General features: G+C 70.8%; 13 protein-coding genes and 1 pseudogene. 6 read left to right on the top strand and 8 right to left on the bottom strand.

Annotated elements, in window-relative coordinates:
* The first annotated feature begins 118 nt into the window (after positions 1-118).
* A complete protein-coding gene (locus tag L1Z78_RS16755; protein WP_234637520.1) occupies positions 119-2,680 on the top strand; it encodes a DUF6493 family protein in 2,562 nt (853 codons plus the stop codon).
* Here L1Z78_RS16755 and L1Z78_RS16750 read toward each other — a convergent pair.
* From L1Z78_RS16750 to L1Z78_RS16730, 5 genes are all read right to left on the bottom strand, one after another.
* Positions 2,657-4,951, bottom strand: a complete 2,295-nt coding sequence (locus tag L1Z78_RS16750) for a putative bifunctional diguanylate cyclase/phosphodiesterase (protein WP_234637519.1) — start codon at positions 4,949-4,951, stop codon at positions 2,657-2,659. The genes L1Z78_RS16755 and L1Z78_RS16750 overlap by 24 nt on opposite strands.
* A gap of 27 nt (positions 4,952-4,978) precedes the next feature.
* Positions 4,979-5,719: a GGDEF domain-containing protein gene (locus tag L1Z78_RS16745; RefSeq protein WP_234642195.1), complete on the bottom strand. Its 741-nt coding sequence runs from the start codon at positions 5,717-5,719 to the stop codon at positions 4,979-4,981.
* Positions 5,719-6,120 (bottom strand): DUF1987 domain-containing protein, encoded by a 402-nt coding sequence (locus L1Z78_RS16740; protein WP_234637518.1) that lies wholly within the window; start codon positions 6,118-6,120, stop codon positions 5,719-5,721. The genes L1Z78_RS16745 and L1Z78_RS16740 overlap by 1 nt, the downstream gene beginning before the upstream one ends.
* 90 nt (positions 6,121-6,210) lie before the next feature.
* A complete protein-coding gene (locus L1Z78_RS16735) occupies positions 6,211-6,783 on the bottom strand; it encodes a SiaB family protein kinase (protein ID WP_234642194.1) in 573 nt (190 codons plus the stop codon).
* A gap of 16 nt (positions 6,784-6,799) precedes the next feature.
* The gene (locus L1Z78_RS16730; RefSeq protein ID WP_234637517.1) at positions 6,800-8,032 is read right to left on the bottom strand and encodes a SpoIIE family protein phosphatase; all 1,233 of its coding nucleotides are present in this window, start codon (positions 8,030-8,032) and stop codon (positions 6,800-6,802) included.
* A 159-nt stretch (positions 8,033-8,191) separates the two neighbouring features.
* Here L1Z78_RS16730 and L1Z78_RS16725 point away from each other — a divergent pair, with 159 nt between their 5' ends.
* Entirely contained in the window at positions 8,192-9,238 is a 1,047-nt protein-coding gene (locus L1Z78_RS16725; protein ID WP_234637516.1) for a transporter, read from the top strand.
* Between the two features lie 13 nt (positions 9,239-9,251).
* Here the strand turns inward: L1Z78_RS16725 and L1Z78_RS16720 are convergent, their stop codons facing one another.
* The gene (locus tag L1Z78_RS16720; RefSeq protein ID WP_234637515.1) at positions 9,252-9,509 is read right to left on the bottom strand and encodes a DUF2789 domain-containing protein; all 258 of its coding nucleotides are present in this window, start codon (positions 9,507-9,509) and stop codon (positions 9,252-9,254) included.
* A gap of 178 nt (positions 9,510-9,687) precedes the next feature.
* On the opposite strand from L1Z78_RS16720, the gene L1Z78_RS16715 reads away from it, so the two are divergent.
* The 4 genes from L1Z78_RS16715 to pdeM are packed head-to-tail and all read left to right on the top strand — an operon-like array spanning position 9,688 to position 15,926.
* On the top strand, positions 9,688-10,719 hold the full coding sequence (locus L1Z78_RS16715; RefSeq protein ID WP_234637514.1) for a ligase-associated DNA damage response exonuclease: 1,032 nt from the start codon (positions 9,688-9,690) through the stop codon (positions 10,717-10,719).
* A complete protein-coding gene (locus L1Z78_RS16710; protein WP_234637513.1) occupies positions 10,716-12,404 on the top strand; it encodes an ATP-dependent DNA ligase in 1,689 nt (562 codons plus the stop codon). Before L1Z78_RS16715 ends, L1Z78_RS16710 begins: the two co-directional genes overlap by 4 nt.
* Before the next feature lie 11 nt (positions 12,405-12,415).
* Positions 12,416-15,208, top strand: coding sequence for a ligase-associated DNA damage response DEXH box helicase (locus L1Z78_RS16705; protein ID WP_234637512.1), 2,793 nt, complete (start codon positions 12,416-12,418; stop codon positions 15,206-15,208).
* Between the two features lie 7 nt (positions 15,209-15,215).
* Positions 15,216-15,926, top strand: coding sequence for a ligase-associated DNA damage response endonuclease PdeM (gene pdeM, locus L1Z78_RS16700; protein WP_234637511.1), 711 nt, complete (start codon positions 15,216-15,218; stop codon positions 15,924-15,926).
* A gap of 81 nt (positions 15,927-16,007) precedes the next feature.
* Here pdeM and L1Z78_RS28090 read toward each other — a convergent pair.
* Positions 16,008-16,222: pseudogene (locus tag L1Z78_RS28090) on the bottom strand (tripartite tricarboxylate transporter permease); the annotation flags it as partial.
* 214 nt (positions 16,223-16,436) lie between these two features.
* Complete coding sequence (locus L1Z78_RS16690; RefSeq protein ID WP_234637510.1) at positions 16,437-17,018, bottom strand: peroxidase-related enzyme; 582 nt, start codon at positions 17,016-17,018, stop codon at positions 16,437-16,439.
* Positions 17,019-17,041: the final 23 nt, after the last annotated feature.

Raw genomic sequence — 17,041 nt, 5'->3', positions numbered from 1 at the left:
CCTGGTGATCTCCTGGACCATGCGCCCCGCCGCCTGGCCATGGCCGTGGCCGCCACCAGGGGCCGCATGCCTTCGTCGATCTCCTCAACGCGAACGCAATGACCATTGCCTCCAGCCCATGACTCTGCACCTGAACGAACGCCGCATCCTGCTGCGCAAGGCCCTGTCCAGCGGCGATACTGCCGACCTCGCAAGCGTTGCCAGGGCCCTGGGTGGGGCCAGTGAAGAAGACCGTGCCCAACTGGCCAAGGGACTGTCGTTCTCGCGCCTGATGCGCGACGAGGGGCCGACGCCGCGCATCTGCCATGTCCTGGTGGCACTGGCCAATCCCAGGCGGGCCGCGGAGACCCTGGCCCCCGGCGACATGCAGCGCAAGCGCCAGTTCGGCGATCTGCTGGCCGGCATGGCGCCCATCGTCCTGCAGGCGGTGGCCACGCGCGATGCCTGCTGGCGCGCCGAATTCGCCGAGTTTCTGGCACAGCAGTACTGGTGGAGCGAAGACCTGGTATGGACGGTATGCCACACACTGGTGCGCCAGGCCGGCATGGTGCCCGACTCCATGGCCTATCTGGACTGCTTCGTTCACAGGGTGACGGCCGCGGGCGGCGATGGCCGGCCTGGCGATCTGCACGGGCAGCGCATGGCCCGCTACCTGGGTGAGCATGCCGATCTGCTGGAACAGGAGTTCTGGGCCCTGTTCCGTGTCGAGGGCATGGGGATGAACTACCAGCTCGTCGACTACGCGGCGACCGCCTGGGATGCCGCGGTGCGCGTGCTCTGCCAGGCGGATCCGGACTTCCGGAACCGCCTGCTGGCGGCATCGCTGGATGCACTGCTGCGCGACTTCCCCGGCAAGGCCATCACCTGGTACCTGCGCGTGCACCGGCTTGCCGCAGCTTCGCCGCAGGAGGTGGCGGACCGCCAGCAGGCCTACTGTGCGGTGCTGGGCACGGCGCCCGGCACGGCCGTGGGCCTGGCGCAGGAGATGCTCGGCTCCGCTGTGGCGCATCTGGATGCGCAGGGCTTGATCGAGGCCTCGCGCGGCGTGCTCATGCGGTCGGAAAAGAAGCTGATCAAGGCCCAGCTCGCGCTGCTGGCACAGGTTGCCGCCGATGCGGCGCAAAAGCGGCATATCTCGCAGATCGTGTCCGAGGCGCTGGCCGGCATGCCGCCGGACCTGGCCTTGCAGGCCCGCAGACTGGTGCTGGCGTCCGGCCGGGAGCGCGCCGTGGCGCCCGCATCGCGGACCGTGGTGCCGGCCGTGGTCGTGCCGCCGCCACGGCGCACGCCACTTCCGGGGGGCTGGGTGCTGCCGCCCGTGCGGGACCGGCAGGAGTTGTACGCGCTGATCGCTGCCCAGCTGGATGGCTCCGGGCAGGGCACGGATCTGCAGCGCATCATGGTCCACCTGGCCAGCCATCCGGACACGGCCCTGTCCGATGCGCTGCGCCGGCGCGCGGGCGAGGTGATCGAATCGGTCGGGGACGAGCGCGAGGCCTCGCCCCGGCGCCTGCTGGCCACCGTGCTGCTGGGGCGCGACGCAAGCCGCTTCCGGGGCTATGCGCGCTTCGTGGTCGTGGACCCTGGCGCGCCTGCTCCTGGCGGAATGGACCCGCAGCGGCATGCGTTCGCCGGCCACCGGCCGCGGCAGGAGCCCTGGTCTTCCCGCTACGGCTATCAGTACCTGGAAACGCACTCGCCCCTGGCCCTGCTGGCCGATGCTCTGTGGCACCTGGGGCGGGCGAGGCGGCAGGGCGTGCCGTGGCGCCCGCCCGTCGCGTTGCCCGGACGGCGACAGGCCTGGACAAGGCAGGTGATGTTGCCGGGAGAAGGCATGTTCGTGCGTGAGCTGGAGGTGCTGGGCGAGGGGGCAAAGCCGTTCTGGACCGTCGTGGGTGCGTCCGCCGTGGACCGCCGGCATGCCGGCCTGGAGGAACTGGCCCTGGATGTCGCCTGCGTGCCGGCCGAGTTCACCTTCCGGGCCCAGGAGGCGCGCGACCAGGATGGCTATGACCAGATCGTGCAATGGACGGCATGGCTGCTGCAGGCCCACCCCGACACGCTGGCCGCGCATTTCCACCCCTTGCTGTGCGCGGCAGTCGCCGTGGCCAATGTGCGGGGCATGGGGCCGCTGCTGGCCGCGCTGGGCGCCTCGCGCAAGGTACCGGGCGGGCCGGTGTACTCGGCGCTGGCGCTGGCCGGATCGGCCCGGCTGGCCGTGCAGCGCGCCCGGGCCGCCGAGGCCATCGCGCAGCTGGCCGGCGCGGGCCTGCTTGATCCGGAGCCCTTTTCCACGCAGATCGCTGCGCACATCGCCCAGGGTTTCGTGATGGGCGGTCGTCTGGCACTGACGCTGGCCGACGCCGCATCGATCAGCGCGCTCTGCGGCTACCGCGTGCTGCAGACGCTGGAGAGGCTGCTCGGGCACTTCGCCGGCGTGGACGGCAGGCCGCTGAACCGGGCGGGCGACCTGGTCGCGCTGGCGGCACGCCTGTCCGCCGACTATGGAATGCCCCTGCCTGTGCCGGCGGTGCTGCTGGCGCGGCGCAAGGGCGCGTCGACGCTGTCGGTGGCGGTGCGCGCCCTGGAGACGGTCCTGCCACGAAACACCGCGCTGGTCCAGGAGGCCGCCTTGGCGGCGCAGCGCGCCTTGCGGTCACCGGCGCGCAAAAATGCATGACGGGCTCTGGAGGTTCATGGCGCATGCCGGGCCGCCGGCACCGGCCTGCTGCGGCAGCCATTGCTGCAGCTGTCCCTTGTCCATGGGCCGGGCGATGTGGTAGCCCTGGCCCTCCTGGCAGCCCATGGCGCGCAGGGCCTGCCAGACGCCGGCGTCCTCTATGCCTTCGGCCAGTACCTGCAGGCCGAGCTTGCGACCCAACTGGGCCACCATCTCGGCGATGCGCGCGCCCTGTGCCTCGCCGAGCCGGCGCACGAAGCTGCGGTCTATCTTGATGCGGTCCAGGGGCAGGCGCTCCAGGTAGCTCAGCGAGGAGTAGCCGGTGCCGAAATCGTCGATGGCGATGGTCACGCCCAGGGCGCGCAGCGCGCTGAGCGTGGTCTGCAGCAGCTGGGTGGGCAGCACGGCCACCGATTCGGTGATCTCCAGCTCCAGCTGCGCGCCGCGCAGGCCATGCCGCATCAGCGCCTGCTGCACGGTCTGCAGGAAGCCGGGGTCCTGCAGCTGCACGGTCGAGACATTGACCGCCATGCGCCTGGGGGCGTGGCCCGCGTCCAGCAGCTCGCGCATGGTGCGGCAGGCCGTGGCCAGCACCCATTGGCCCAGCGGGATGATCAGGCCCGAATGCTCGGCCACGGGAATGAATCGGTCCGGCGGCACGAAGTTACCGTCGGGCTTGCGCCAGCGCAGCAGGGCCTCCAGGCCGACCAGGGCATGGCTTTCCAGGTCCACCTGGGGCTGGTAGACCAGGAACAGCTGCGCGCCGTCGATGGCCGCGCGCAGGTCCGACAGCAGCAGGGCACGGTCGCGGGCCTCCGTGCCCATGTGTTCTGAGTACTCCAGCAGCTGGCCGCGGTGGTCGCGCTTGGCGCGCTTGAGGGCGATGGTCGCGTCCTTGACCAGGTCGGTGCCGGCCTGGTGCGCGCGGGGCAGGCGCACGTAGCCGCAGGTCAGGGAGACCTTGTGCGGCACGCCATCCACGTCCAGGGGCTGGCGTGCGCTGTCCAGCAGCTGTGCCAGCTCCTTTTCGTGTGTGGGGCCCAGGATGCCGAAGGTGTCCGAGCCCACGCGCGCCAGCAGCAGGCCCTGCGGCAGGGCCGTGGCCAGGCGCCGGGCCATGGCTTCGAGCAGGCGGTCGCCGAAGCGGTGGCCCATCACGTCGTTGGTGGCGCTGAAATCGTCAATGTCCAGCAGGGCCAGCACATGCTGCGGCGTGCCGCGCCACACGCACTCATCCACCTTTTCCACGAAGTGGGCACGGTTGGGCAGGCAGACCAGGGGGTCGAAGTAGGCCGACTGGTGCAGGCGCTCCAGCAGGCCCCGGTTGTGCAGCAGCGTGCGCAGGTTGGCGCAGAAGACTTCGAGCAGCTGGCGGTCCAGCGTGCTGGGCGAGGCCGGCGCATCGATGAAGACCGCCATGTCCTGTTCGTCGCCACGGCCGATATAGAGGGCCACGCCGTGCTGCGGGCCGTAGATGTTGCGGCGGGCCTTGAGCGCCTGGCGCAGCAGGTGCAGCCCGCGCGAGGCGAGCACGGTGGCGATGGGCTGGCCGACGAGCCGCGCGAACGGTCCCGTGGCCGCGAGCACGCGGTAGGGCTCGCCCGGGTGCGAACCCTCCGAGCAGACCAGGCCTTCGCTGGCCACGCCCAGCAGGGACGCCAGCTGGATGATCACGCCCCGGGCGAAGGCATGCAGGTTGGTCTCCTCCAGCAGCGCTGCGCTGGAGCGCACCATCAGTTCCAGGCTGCGGCGGTTGGCTTCGATGGCGCACAGCTGCTCGTAGGAGCGCACGGCGGTCACCACGATGGCCAGCAGCCGGTCCGGCGTGAGCTCGTTCTTGGTGCGGCAGTCGTTGATGTCGTAGCGCAGCAGCGTGTCCAGGTCGGGGGCCTGGCCCGGCCGGCCGGTGCGCAGCACGATGCGGCTGTCGCGCAGCCCGGCGGTGTGGCGTATGAAGTCCACCAGGTCCAGGCCGGCGCCCGTGCCGTCGGTGACGGCGTCCAGCACCACCACCGCCAGGTCCTTTTCGCGGCGCAGCAGGGCGCGGGCCTGGGTGCCCGAGCGGGCGTACAGGAACACCAGCGGCCTGCCGAACAGGGCCCGGCCTTCCAGCGCCAGTCGGAAGGCGGCGTGGACATCGGGGTCGCTGTCCACCACCAGCACCCGCCACTCGCGTCCCCCGGCCGGGGCCGGCAGGGGCAGCGGGGCCGGTGGCGCGGCCAGCATGGGGGCAGGCACCTGGGGCTTGCGTGCGCGCATCACGAAACTCATGCGTCACTCATGCGTGGCGGGTGCCGCTCAGGCAGGGACATGGTCCGCGGCACGCACCACCTGGTTGCGCCCGCTGCGTTTGGCGGTGTACAGGGCATCGTCGGCCAGGGCATAGGCATCGTCGAAGCGGCCGCCGCCCGGGCGCCAGCTCACGCCGAAGCTCGCGGTGACGGCGCTGGCATCGGGCAGGCCGAAGGCATGTGCGGCGATGCGGGCACGCACCGCCTCGGCCACGCGCATGGCGCCGTCGCCGTCGTGCTCGGGCAGCAGCACGGTGAATTCCTCCCCGCCCACGCGGCCGATATGGGCCGTGGCCGGCACCGTGGCCTTGAGGCAGCGCACCACGCCCAGGATCACGCTGTCGCCCACGGGGTGGCCGAAGCTGTCGTTGACGCGCTTGAAGTGGTCTATGTCCAGCACGATCAGGGCCAGGCCCTGGCGCGTGAAATGGCGGTTGACATGCTCGATGATGGCCGCGCGGTTGAGCACCCCCGTCAGCGGGTCGTGGGTGGCGCGGTACTCCAGCTCGCCGGCCAGGTCCTGCAGGCGCTGGTTCAGCTGGGTCATCTCCAGCTCGGCGCGGTCGCTGCGGCGCACCAGCCGGCGCGTCTCGCGCAGCAGGCGCTCGTAGGAGGACAGCAGCACGCCCAGTGCCTGGTGGCAGGCCTGGGCGCCGGCATGCTCGCCCTGCTCGAAGGCGGCGCGCGCGGCCAGCAGCGCACGGTGCTCGGCGTCGAACAGGTCGGGAGGGGCGTCCACGCTGTCCATCATGCGGCCTTGACGGGATGGCTGACGAAGCCGATGGCGGGGAAGTCGTCGCGCAGCTCCTCGCCGAATTCGCAGATGGTGTCGTCCTCCTCGTCGAAGTACCAGTGCAGCGCCACGGCGCGCCCGGCCTCGGCGGCTTCGCTCAGGACTTCGATGAGGTTGAACAGCATCTTGGTGCTGGAGCTGTTGAAGTAGGCCAGTGCGATATGCATTTCGATGCGCGCCTGCCGTTGCGAGTCCTGCGGGCCTGCCAGGTAGTCCCTGAGCCGGCCGATGATGCCGCTGTAGAAGGCGGCGGCGTTTTCCGGGTAGGACTCGCCACGCAGGTGCAGCGTGTGCGTGTCGAACCGGAAGTCCACTTCCGGGGAGCTGGGTGTCGGTGCGATGTAGAGGTGGTCCATGCGTGATCTCGATTCGGTGCCCGTGCCTGCGAGCTGGGTATCTTCAAGCCAGGGGCCGGAAGGCGGGCCTGCCCTCCGGGTCCGGGCGGCTCAGATCGCGGCCTTCAGGTAGAAGACGGGCTGGCCGTCCAGGGTGCGGGCCGGATCGAAGTCGAACTCCAGGGGCTCGCTGGCATCGCGCGCCAGGGTCAGAAAGCCCATGCCCGCGCCTTTGCTGCCCTCGGGCGTTTCCCCGCGCAGCGACTCGCGGCAGGCCTTCTTGATGTCCTCCAGCGTCATGCTGCGCAAGGCCCCCAGCCTGGCCTGGATCTGCGCGCCCATCGAGGGCTCGACGGGGTTGGCGCACAGCAGCAGAAAGCGGCCGTCGTCCTCGCGGCGTATGCACACCGCGCCGTGGCGCAGCTCGCCGTCGTCCTGGTGTGGCGGTGTCAGGGCGTCGGCCGAGTAGTGGATGATGTTCTGCGCCATCTCCACGAAGGAGGAGAACAGCTTGCGCCGCGTGGGGCCGGGCACGCCGGCCACCTCCAGCTGCAGGCGCACCGCCTCGGCCATGGCCGCCACGATGTTCTGCGAGAAATAGCCCACGTAGTAGAAGATCACGTGGTGCTGGCGCGCCAGCTGGAAGAAGCTGCCGTACTTGTCGGCGATCTGTGCGTCGGGCATGGAAGGCATGGGGCAATCAGGTGCGAAAGCAGAAGAAGGTCAGGTCGTCGCGGCGATGGTGCTCGCCCTGCCAGGTGTGCAGGGCCGCGAGCAGGGCGCGGTTGATCTCGGCGGGCGTGCAGCCGGCATGCCCGAGCAGCAGCTCGCGCACGCGCTTCTTGCCGAAGGTGATGCCGCGTGGGCCGCCGACCTGGTCGATGAGGCCGTCGGTGGTGGTGAAGACCAGGGTGCCGGCGGGCAGCTCCAGCTCCGCGTTGTGCCAGGCGAAGTCCAGCTCGCTGTCCACATAGCCCACGCCCTTGCGCTGTCCGTCCACCTGCTCGACGGTATCGGCATCCGGGCGCAGCAGGAACAGTGACAGCCGCGCGCCGGCGAAGCGCAGACGCCGGCTGGGGGGCTCGAACCAGAAACAGGCCGCGTCCAGGCCGTCGTCCGAGCCCGGCGTGCCGTCCTGGCCGTCCAGCTGGCCCAGCATCTGCTTGACGCTGCGGTTGACGCTGCCCAGCAGCACCGCGGGATCGCGCGCCCCGTGTTCCTTGATCGCCTGGTTCAGGCTGCTGGTGGCGATCAGCGTCATGAAGGCGCCCGGCACGCCGTGGCCCGTGCAGTCGGCCACGGTGGCGAACCAGCCAACGCCCTCCTGGCAGAACTGGTAGAAGTCTCCGCCCACCACGTCGCGCGGCTCCCAGACCAGGTCGGCTTGCGGGCAGGCGCGGGCCAGGGCCTCGCGCGAAGCGCGCAGCGTGGCTTGCTGTATCACGCTGGCGTACTCGATGCTGTGCATGATCTGGCGGTTGCGCGCCACCTGCATGTCCGCGACCGCGCGCATCAGCGGCAGGCCATGGCCCACGCCGGCGAACAGGCCGTCGCGGGTGATGATGAAGCCGTCGGTCAGGGCCTTCTCGCCATACTCCACGGTCTTCACGGTCAGGGTGTCGATGTCGGTGGCGGCATCGACGACCAGGGGCTCCTTGTCCATGAAGGCGATGCAGCTCTTCTTGCCGTACAGCTCCATGCGGAAGGGCTTGCTGAACTGGGAAAGGAAGATGCTGCGATTGATCAGCCCGATCGGGCGGTTGCCCTCCACCACGGGCAGGCTGGCCAGGTCGCGGTGGCGGGTGAAGACCTCCAGCACCTGCTCGTTGGTACCGTCCGTCGTCATGCAGGGCACGGGCGTGCACAGGTCGGCCGCGCTGGGGGGGCGGAAGCGGGGCCGGGAATCGCTCAGGTAGGCGCGGGACTGATCCATGGGAGGCAGGTTGCAAAATTGTTAGTGAATGTTACGTATCCCCTGTGACAGTTTTGTGATGGGCAAGCCGCCGTGCTCCGCACGGGGCATGCGGTGGCAGGGCTTTGTGATGGCTGTCACGGCCGTGTCATGGAGGCTGGCAAGAATCGCGGGCCAGCCATGAACGACGACATTGCCTCCCCCCTGGCACAGGCCCGCGAGGATGCCGGCCTGATCTGCGGCTGGCGGTTTTTCTGTGACACGCAGCGGCGTGTGGAAGCGATGACCGCCCAATCGGCGGCGCGATGGCTGGCGGGCGAGCGCCCGCTTGCCGAGCCCGGCAGGCGCGACTTCCTGTGGCTGCACTTCAACCTGGCCAACACCCAGTCCCTGCGCTGGCTGCAGCGCCATGCCGCGCTGCCCGAGGTCTTCTACGCCACGCTGCGCGAGGGCCTGGCCTCCACGCGCATCGAGCGCTCCGATGACTCGCTGGTGGCGGTGCTCAACGATGTGAACTTCGAATTCAACTTCGAGTCGGCCGACATCGCCACGCTGTGGATCTGCCTGGACGAGCGTCTGGTCGTCACGGCGCGCACGCAGCCGCTGCGCTCCGTGGATGCGCTGCGCGCCGGCGTGCGCCAGGGCGACAGCCCGGCCACCACGGCCGAGCTGCTGGAGCACCTGATGCGCACCCAGGCCGATGTGCTGGTCAAGGTGGTGCGCGAGACCACGGCGCGCGTGGACGACATCGAAGATGCCATCCTTGCGCAGCGCTACCACCATCCGCGTGCCCACCTGGGGCGGCTGCGGCGCCTGCTGGTGCGGCTGCAGCGACTGCTGGCGCCCGAGCCCGCCGCGCTGTTCCGCCTGCTGCAGCAGCCGCCGGCCTGGATGGGCGAGGACGACCGCCACGGCCTGGCCGCCGCCAGCGAGGAATTCTCGCTGATGCTGCGCGACATGCAGACCCTGCAGGACCGCATCAAGCTGCTGCAGGAGGAGGTGGCCGCCGCCGTGAACGAGGACAACAGCAACAGCCTGTTCGTGCTGACCGTGGTGACCGTGCTGGCCCTGCCCATCAACATCCTGGCCGGCCTGTTCGGCATGAACGTGGGCGGCATCCCGCTGGCCGAGCACGAGCACGGCTTCTGGATCGTGGTGTCCATCGTGATCGCCTTCACGGTCATCGCCGCCTGGCTGGCGTTCCGCAAGAAGCGGTACAGGGACTAGAGCCGGCGCCTGCTCACCCGGCGGCGCGCAGCCGGACCGCATCCTCGTGCAACGACTCGCTCAACTGGTCCACCACGATGGACCATGGGGCATCGGCCCGCAGCTGCTCGGCCAGGAACTGGCGCTGCGCATCGTTCCAGCAGGGGGCGTCCACCAGGTCCACATCGGCGGGCAGCTGGTGCGCGCGGATGAAATCGGCAATCGCCTGATCGCTGGCGTCGAGGCCTAGCTGCAGGAAGAGGTTGGACATGCGGACGACGGAGTTGTTCATGGGGCGCGTGCAGGATGGTTGCCGTTGAAAGCCGCTATCTTCCCCGATCTGAGGGGGCATGTCGGTGATCCCGCCTGAGGTAGGCGTGTGCTGACAGCGCGCCGCGACCTGGGCCAGCGCCCGCGCCGCGGCCGTCCCGCTAGGATGGTGCCATGCCCATTGCCTGCAACCACACCGCATGGCCGCCGACCTGATCGCCGCCCGCCCCGAAGGCCTTTACTGCGCGGCCGGCGACTTCTACATCGACCCCTGGCGGCCTGTGGAGCGCGCCGTGATCACCCATGGCCATTCGGACCATGCGCGCGCAGGCCATGCCCGCTACCTGGCCCACACCGACAGCGAAGGCGTGCTGCGCACGCGGCTGGGCGAGGGCATCACGCTGCAGACGCTGGCCTATGGCGAGGCCATAGAGCACCACGGCGTGCGCATCTCGCTGCACCCGGCCGGCCATGTGCTGGGGTCGGCCCAGGTCCGGCTGGAGCATGGGGGCCGGGTCTGGGTCGCCTCGGGCGACTACAAGACCGAGGCCGACGGCACCTGCACGCCCTTCGAGCCCGTGCGCTGCGATACCTTCATCACCGAATCCACCTTCGGCCTGCCCATCTACCGCTGGCCGGCCCAGCCCGTGCTGATGGCCGACATCGACGCCTGGTGGCGTGCCAACGCGGCCCAGGGCAGGTCGTCCGTGCTGCTGTGCTATGCCTTCGGCAAGGCCCAGCGCATCCTGCATGGCGTGGACCGCAGCATCGGCCCCATCGTCGTGCATGGCGCCGTGGAGCCGCTCAATGCCGTGTACCGGGCGGCTGGCGTGGACCTGCCTGCCACCCTGCGCGTGACCGATCCCGGCGTGGATGCCGCGCTGCTCAGGCAGGCGCTGGTGCTGGCGCCGCCTTCGGCGCAGGGCACGCCGTGGATGCGCCGCTTCCCCGGCCACTCCGATGCCTTCGCCAGCGGCTGGATGCAGTTGCGCGGCACGCGCCGGCGCCGGGGCGTGGACCGGGGCTTCGTCATGTCCGACCATGCCGACTGGCCCGGCCTGCAGCACGCCATCGCGGCGACCGGCGCCGAGCGCGTCTTCGTCACCCATGGCAGCGTGGCCGTGCTGGTGCGCTGGCTGCGTGAGCAGGGGCTGGATGCCCAGGTCTTCCAGACCGAGTACGGCGACGAGGACGAGCCCTCATCTGCGGTCTCCGGCGAGGCCGCCCCATGAAGGACTTCGCCGGCCTGTACCGCGCGCTGGATGCCAGCACCGCCAGCCGCGACAAGCAGGCCGCGCTGCAGGCCTATCTGCGCGCGGCGGCGCCCGCCGATGCGGCCTGGGCCGTCTACTTCCTGGCCGGCGGCAAGCCGCGCCAGCTGGTGCCCACCAAGGTGCTCAGGGCGCTGGCCCGCGAGGCGGCCGGCCTGCCCGAATGGCTGTTCGACGAATGCTACGAGGCCGTCGGCGACCTGGCCGAGACCATCTCGCTGCTGCTGCCTCCGCCCGTGGACACCCATGGCCTGGGCCTGGCCACCTGGGTCGTCGACCACCTGCTGCCGCTGCGCGGCATGGCGCCCGAGGCGCTGGCGGCCCGGCAGCGCGCGCAATGGGCACGGCTGGCGGCCGATGAGCGGCTGGTGTACTTCAAGCTCATCACGGGCGCATTCCGCGTGGGCGTCTCGCGCCTGCAGGTCACTCAGGCACTGGCGGCCATCAGCGGGGTGGATGCCAAGCGCATCGCCCAGCGGCTGATGGGCTACACGCATATCGGCGCCCAGCCCACCGCGCAGGACTATCTGCGGCTGGTGGCGGGCGAGGACGCCCCGGGGACGGACGGCGAGGCCGGGGGCCATCCCTATCCGTTCTTCCTGGCCCATCCGCTGCAGTTGCCCGTGGCGCAGTTCGAGGCCGTGCTGGGCCCGCCCTCGCAATGGCTGGTGGAGTGGAAGTGGGACGGCATCCGCGCGCAGATCGTGCGGCGCGATGGGGGGCCTGCGGGGCAGGGCACCTGGATCTGGTCGCGCGGCGAGGAACTGGTCAGCGAGCGCTTTCCCGAGCTGCAGGCCCTGGGCGAGGCCTTGCCCCCCGGCACCGTGATCGACGGGGAAATCGTCGTCTGGGCCGCGCAGCAGGGCGATGTGGCGGCCCATGTACGGCCCTTTGCCGACCTGCAAAAACGCATCGGCCGCAAGACCCTGGGTCCCAAGCTGCTGCGCGAACTGCCCGTTGTGCTGCTGGCCTATGACCTGCTGGAAGAGGGCGGGCAGGACCTGCGCGTCCTGCCCCAGCACGAGCGCCGCGCCAGGCTCGACGCCCTGGTGGCCCGCGTGGACCATCCCTGCCTGCTGGCCAGTCCCGTGCTGCACGGCCCGCGCTGGGAGGACCTGGCCTTGCTGCGCGGGCAGGCGCGCGCCCTGGGCGTGGAGGGCATGATGCTCAAGGCCCGCGACGCGGCCTACGGCGTGGGCCGTACCAAGGACAGCGGCGTCTGGTGGAAGTGGAAGATCGATCCGCTGAGCGTGGACGCGGTGCTCATCTACGCCCAGCGCGGCCATGGCCGGCGCGCCAGCCTGTACAGCGACTACACCTTCGCCGTCTGGAATGCGCCGCCCGGCACCGAAGGCCGCGCCCTGGTGCCCTTCGCCAAGGCCTACTCGGGCCTGACCGATGCCGAGATGGCCCGCGTGGACGCCATCATCCGCAAGACCACCATCGAGAGCTTCGGCCCCGTGCGCAGCGTGCGCCCGACCCTGGTATTCGAGCTGGGCTTCGAGGGCATCTCGCGCAGCGCACGCCACAAGAGCGGCATCGCCGTGCGCTTCCCACGCATGCTGCGCTGGCGCGAGGACAAGCCCGTGCAGGAGGCCGACTCGCTGGACACGCTGGCCGCGCTGCTGCCGCACTCCGATCCCTGAGGCCGTCGCGCATGGCTGCCACCCGCCACACCCTTGCCGCCCGCTGGCTCGCCACGCGGGGATGGAAGCCCTTCGCCTTCCAGCGCGCCGTATGGAAGGCCATGGCCCAGGGCCGCAGCGGCCTGCTGCATGCCACCACGGGCGCAGGCAAGACCTATGCGGTCTGGCTGGGGGCGCTGCAGGCCTTCGCGGCCGACCGGCCTGTACCGCAGGCCCGGGGTGGCAAGCCCGCAGCCGCGCCCCTGACCGTGCTGTGGATCACCCCCATGCGCGCGCTGGCGGCCGACACGCTCAAGGCGCTGCAGACCCCGCTGCCGGCATTGGGCGCCGAGCATGCGCCGCTGGCGCGCTGGACCGTGGGCGCGCGCACCGGCGACACGGCAAGCGCCGAGCGCAGCGCGCAGTCGCGCCGACTGCCCACCGTGCTGGTCACCACGCCGGAGAGCCTGTCCCTGCTGCTGGCCCGCGCCGATGCGCGCGAGCAACTGCACAGCGTGCGCCTGGTGGTGGCCGACGAATGGCACGAGCTGCTGGGCAACAAGCGCGGCGTGCAGCTGCAGCTGGCGCTGGCACGCCTGCGGGGCTGGAGCCCGCGGCTGTGCATCTGGGGCATGTCGGCCACGCTGGGCAACCTGGACGAGGCCCTGCAGACCCTGCTGGGCCTTGACGATGCAGGCGGTCCCCGTCCCGGCGTGCTGGTGCAGGGCCAGGTGGACAAACGCCTGGTGGTGGACACCTTGCTGCCCGATCGACCCGAGCGCTTTTCCTGGGCCGGCCACCTCGGCCTGGCCATGCTGCCGGCCGTGGTGCGCGAACTGGACGCCACGCGCGGCTCCACCCTGGTCTTCGTCAACGTGCGCTCCCAGGCCGAGGTCTGGTACAAGGCGCTGCTGGAGGCCCGGCCCGACTGGGCCGGGCTGCTGGCCATACACCATGGCTCGCTGGACCGGGACGTGCGCGAATGGGTGGAGGCTGGCCTCAAGGCCGGCACGCTCAAGGCCGTGGTCTGCACCAGCAGCCTGGACCTGGGCGTGGATTTCCTGCCCGTGGAGCGCGTGCTGCAGATCGGCTCTGCCAAGGGCATCGCGCGGTTGCTGCAGCGCGCGGGCCGCTCGGGCCACGCCCCGGGCCGCCCCTCGCGCATCACCCTGGTGCCCACGCACAGCCTGGAACTGGTGGAAGCCGCCGCCGCGCGCGAGGCCGTGCGCGCCGGACAGGTCGAGATGCGCGCCAGCCCCCGCCAGCCCGTGGACGTGCTGGTGCAGCACCTGGCCACCGTCGCGCTGGGGGGCGGGTTCGAGCCCGATGCACTGTACGCCGAGGTGCGCCGCACCGTGGCCTTTGCCAATCTTGCGCCCGCGACATGGCAGTGGTGCCTGGACTTCGTGCACCGGGGCGGCCCCTCGCTGGCCAGCTATCCCGACTACCAGCGCGTGCGGCCCGACGAAGAGGGTGTCTGGCGCATGCCCGACGCGCGCCTGGCGCGGCGCCATCGCGCCAACATCGGCACCATCGTCAGCGACGCCAGCATGAGCGTGCAGATCCTGCACGGCACGCGCCTGGGCAGCATGGAAGAGAGCTTCCTGTCGCGCCTGCGGCCGGGCGACGCCTTCGTCTTCGCAGGCCAGGTGCTGGAACTCGTGCGCATCGAGGACATGACGGCCTACGTGCGCCGAGCCGCCCGGACACGGCCCACCGTGCCGCGCTGGGCCGGTGCGCGCATGCCGCTGTCCACCGTGCTGGCGGACTTCGTGGTGCGCCAGCTGGCACTGGCGGCGCAGGGCGACTACGCCTCGCCCGAGCTGCGCTGCGTGCGGCCGCTGCTGGAGGTGCAGCAGCGCTGGTCGGCCCTGCCCACGCCCGGCACGCTGCTGGCCGAAACCCTGCGCACGCGCGAGGGCTGGCATTTGTTCCTCTACCCGTTCGCGGGCCGCCATGCCCATCTCGGGCTGGCCAGCCTGCTGGCCTGGCGCGCGGCCCAGGGCGAGGCGGGCACCTTCTCCATCGCCGTCAACGACTACGGGCTGGAGCTGCTGAGCGCCACCGAGCGCGACTGGGCGGCCCTGCTGCCCGGGCTGCTGCAGGCGGAGCCCGCGCCTGCGCCTGCTCGCGTGCCCGAGCCTGGGCGAGTGGCGGCCACCGAAGCCCCAGCCATCCGCAACACCGCCAATGCCGGCGCCCCGCCGCCCGATGCCGCCCACCACGCTCTGCTGCACGAGGTGCTGGCCAGCCTCAACGCCACCGAGATGGCGCGGCGGCGCTTTCGCGAGATCGCGCGCGTCTCGGGCCTGATCTTCCAGAGCCACCCCGGCGAACGGCGCAGCGCGCGCCAGCTGCAGGCCTCGGCCCAGCTGTTCTTCGAGGTGTTCCGCAAGTACGACGACGCCAACCTGCTGCTGCGCCAGGCCGACGAGGAAGTGCTGAGCCAGGAGCTGGACGTGGCCCAGTTGCTGGCCGCGCTGCGCCGCATGCAGGGCCAGCGCCGCGTGGTGCGCGCGCTGCAGCGGCCCAGCCCCTTTGCCTTTCCGCTGATGGTGGAGCGCTTTCGCGAAAAACTCAGCAATGAACAACTGGCCGACCGCATCGCGCGCATGCTGGCGCAACTGCATGAAGCGGCCGATACCCAGGGCAAGACGGTGGCGCCGCGCGCCCGCAAGAAGAAGCCCGCGACCGGCAGCGTGCCCGAGGCCACGGCCGCCGTGCGCCGCACGCTGGACTTCGCCCTGCCGGCGCCCGATGATCCCGGCGCCGCCCGTCCGCCGCGCCGCGCGCGCAAGCCGTCCCGGCCCCTGCCTTTGCTATGACACTCTGATGGCATTCCTCTCCCTGTCCGACACCGGCGTTCTGGCCGGCAGCCACGCCACCACGCTGGCGGGCGAGTCCGTGCACCTGCTGGCGCAGCACGCCCTGTGGTGGCCGGCCCGGGCCACGCTGTGCATCGCCGACCTGCACCTGGGCAAGGCCGCCACCTTCCGCGCACGCGGCATCCCCGTGCCTGCGGGCACCACTGAGGGCAACCTGGAGCGGCTTTCCGCTCTGCTGCTGGGCCTGCCCGTGCGCCGGCTGGTGGTGCTGGGCGACTTCCTGCACGCGGCCCAGGCGCGCACGCCGGCCGTGCTGGCGGCGCTGGCGGCCTGGCGCGAGCGCCACCCCGCGGTGGAGCTGGTCCTGGTGCGTGGCAACCACGACAGCCATGCCGGCGATCCGCCGCCCGCGCTGGGCATGGCGGTGGTGGACGAGCCCTGGCCCCTTGGTCCTTTTGCCGCCTGCCACCACCCGCAAGTCGGCGTTCCCCTGCATGTGCTGGCCGGCCATGTCCACCCCGCCGTCGTGCTGCGCGGCCCGGGTCGCGATGCGCTGCGCCTGCCATGCTTTGCGGTGCACCCGCAGTTCACGCTGCTGCCGGCCTTCGGCCTGTTCACGGGCATGGCGAGCCTGGCGCCCGAGGCGGGATGCCAGTTGTTCGCGGTGGGCGGGGAAAGGGTCTGGCCGGTGCCGCACATACCTGCGCGGACTTCTTAGGGGGATGCAGGCGGCCTGGCACCGGGCCGATATCATCCTCTTGCGCCATGGGCATCGGAAGATTTCACCGCTCGTGCATTCTCACGCCGCTGCCCTGGCCCCGAACGCCATCTCCCGCACCTTCCCCGGCAGCGGCCACGTCGGCATCAGCCGGGCCGCGTGGTGATGGTGCCGACCACGCCGAAGACCCGCATCATCCAGATGTCGGTGGCGTTGCCGTGCACGGTGAAGGCGCCGATGGCGCAGACCATGAGGATCATGGGCGCGACGATGGAAAACGGCACGCGCAGGATCGACCTGCCCCCTCATGGCCGCGCCCCTTGTAGCGGTACTGATGGCGCCGACGGTCCCGGTGCTCCTGGATGTCTGTTGCCTGCCTCATCCGGCCGATGCGGGTAGTGCCGCTCTCGGGGTGGGCGCCCGCGCTGCGGGGCGCCGCTTTTTTTGGGGCCAGTCCTGCGGCCCGTTCGTGCATGCCCCCGGGGCGGTTGACCTTCAGGTGGCCCGCTGCTACTTCTTGTCGCGCGGCACGCGCCCCATCAGGAAGAATTCAGGATTGGGCTGCATGCCGGCGAAGCTGGCCATGCGGTTGGACAGGCCGAAGAAGGCCGTGATGGCGGCGATATCCCAAATGTCCTCGTCGTCGAAGCCATGCGGGTACAGGGCCTGGAAGTCGTCCTCGCAGATCTCCTGGCTGCGCTCGCAGACCTTCATGGCGAAGTCCAGCATGGCCCGCTGGCGCGCACTGATGTCGGCCTTGCGGTAGTTGACGGCGACCTGGTCGGCCACCAGCGGCTTTTTCTCGTAGATGCGCAGGATGGCACCGTGGGCCACCACGCAGTACAGGCACTGGTTGGCCGCGCTGGTGGTGGTGACGATCATCTCGCGCTCGCCCTTGGTGAGGCTGCCTTCCTCCTTGAGCATGAGGGCGTCGTGGTAGGCGAAGAAGGCGCGCCACTCGGCCGGGCGTCGCGCGAAGGCGAGAAAGACATTGGGAATGAAGCCGGCCTTTTCCTGCACTTCGAGGATGCGGGCGCGGATGTCCTCGGGCAGGCTGGACAGTTCGGGCTGGGGATAGCGGCTGGCGGTCATGTGTCTCCTCTTCGGGTGGTGGT

This window comes from Delftia tsuruhatensis, assembly GCF_903815225.1.
Taxonomy (GTDB): Bacteria; Pseudomonadota; Gammaproteobacteria; order Burkholderiales; family Burkholderiaceae_C; genus Comamonas; species Comamonas tsuruhatensis_A.
The sequence above is the reverse complement of the archived record's forward strand: the minus strand, read 5'-3'. Positions and strand labels throughout refer to the sequence as shown.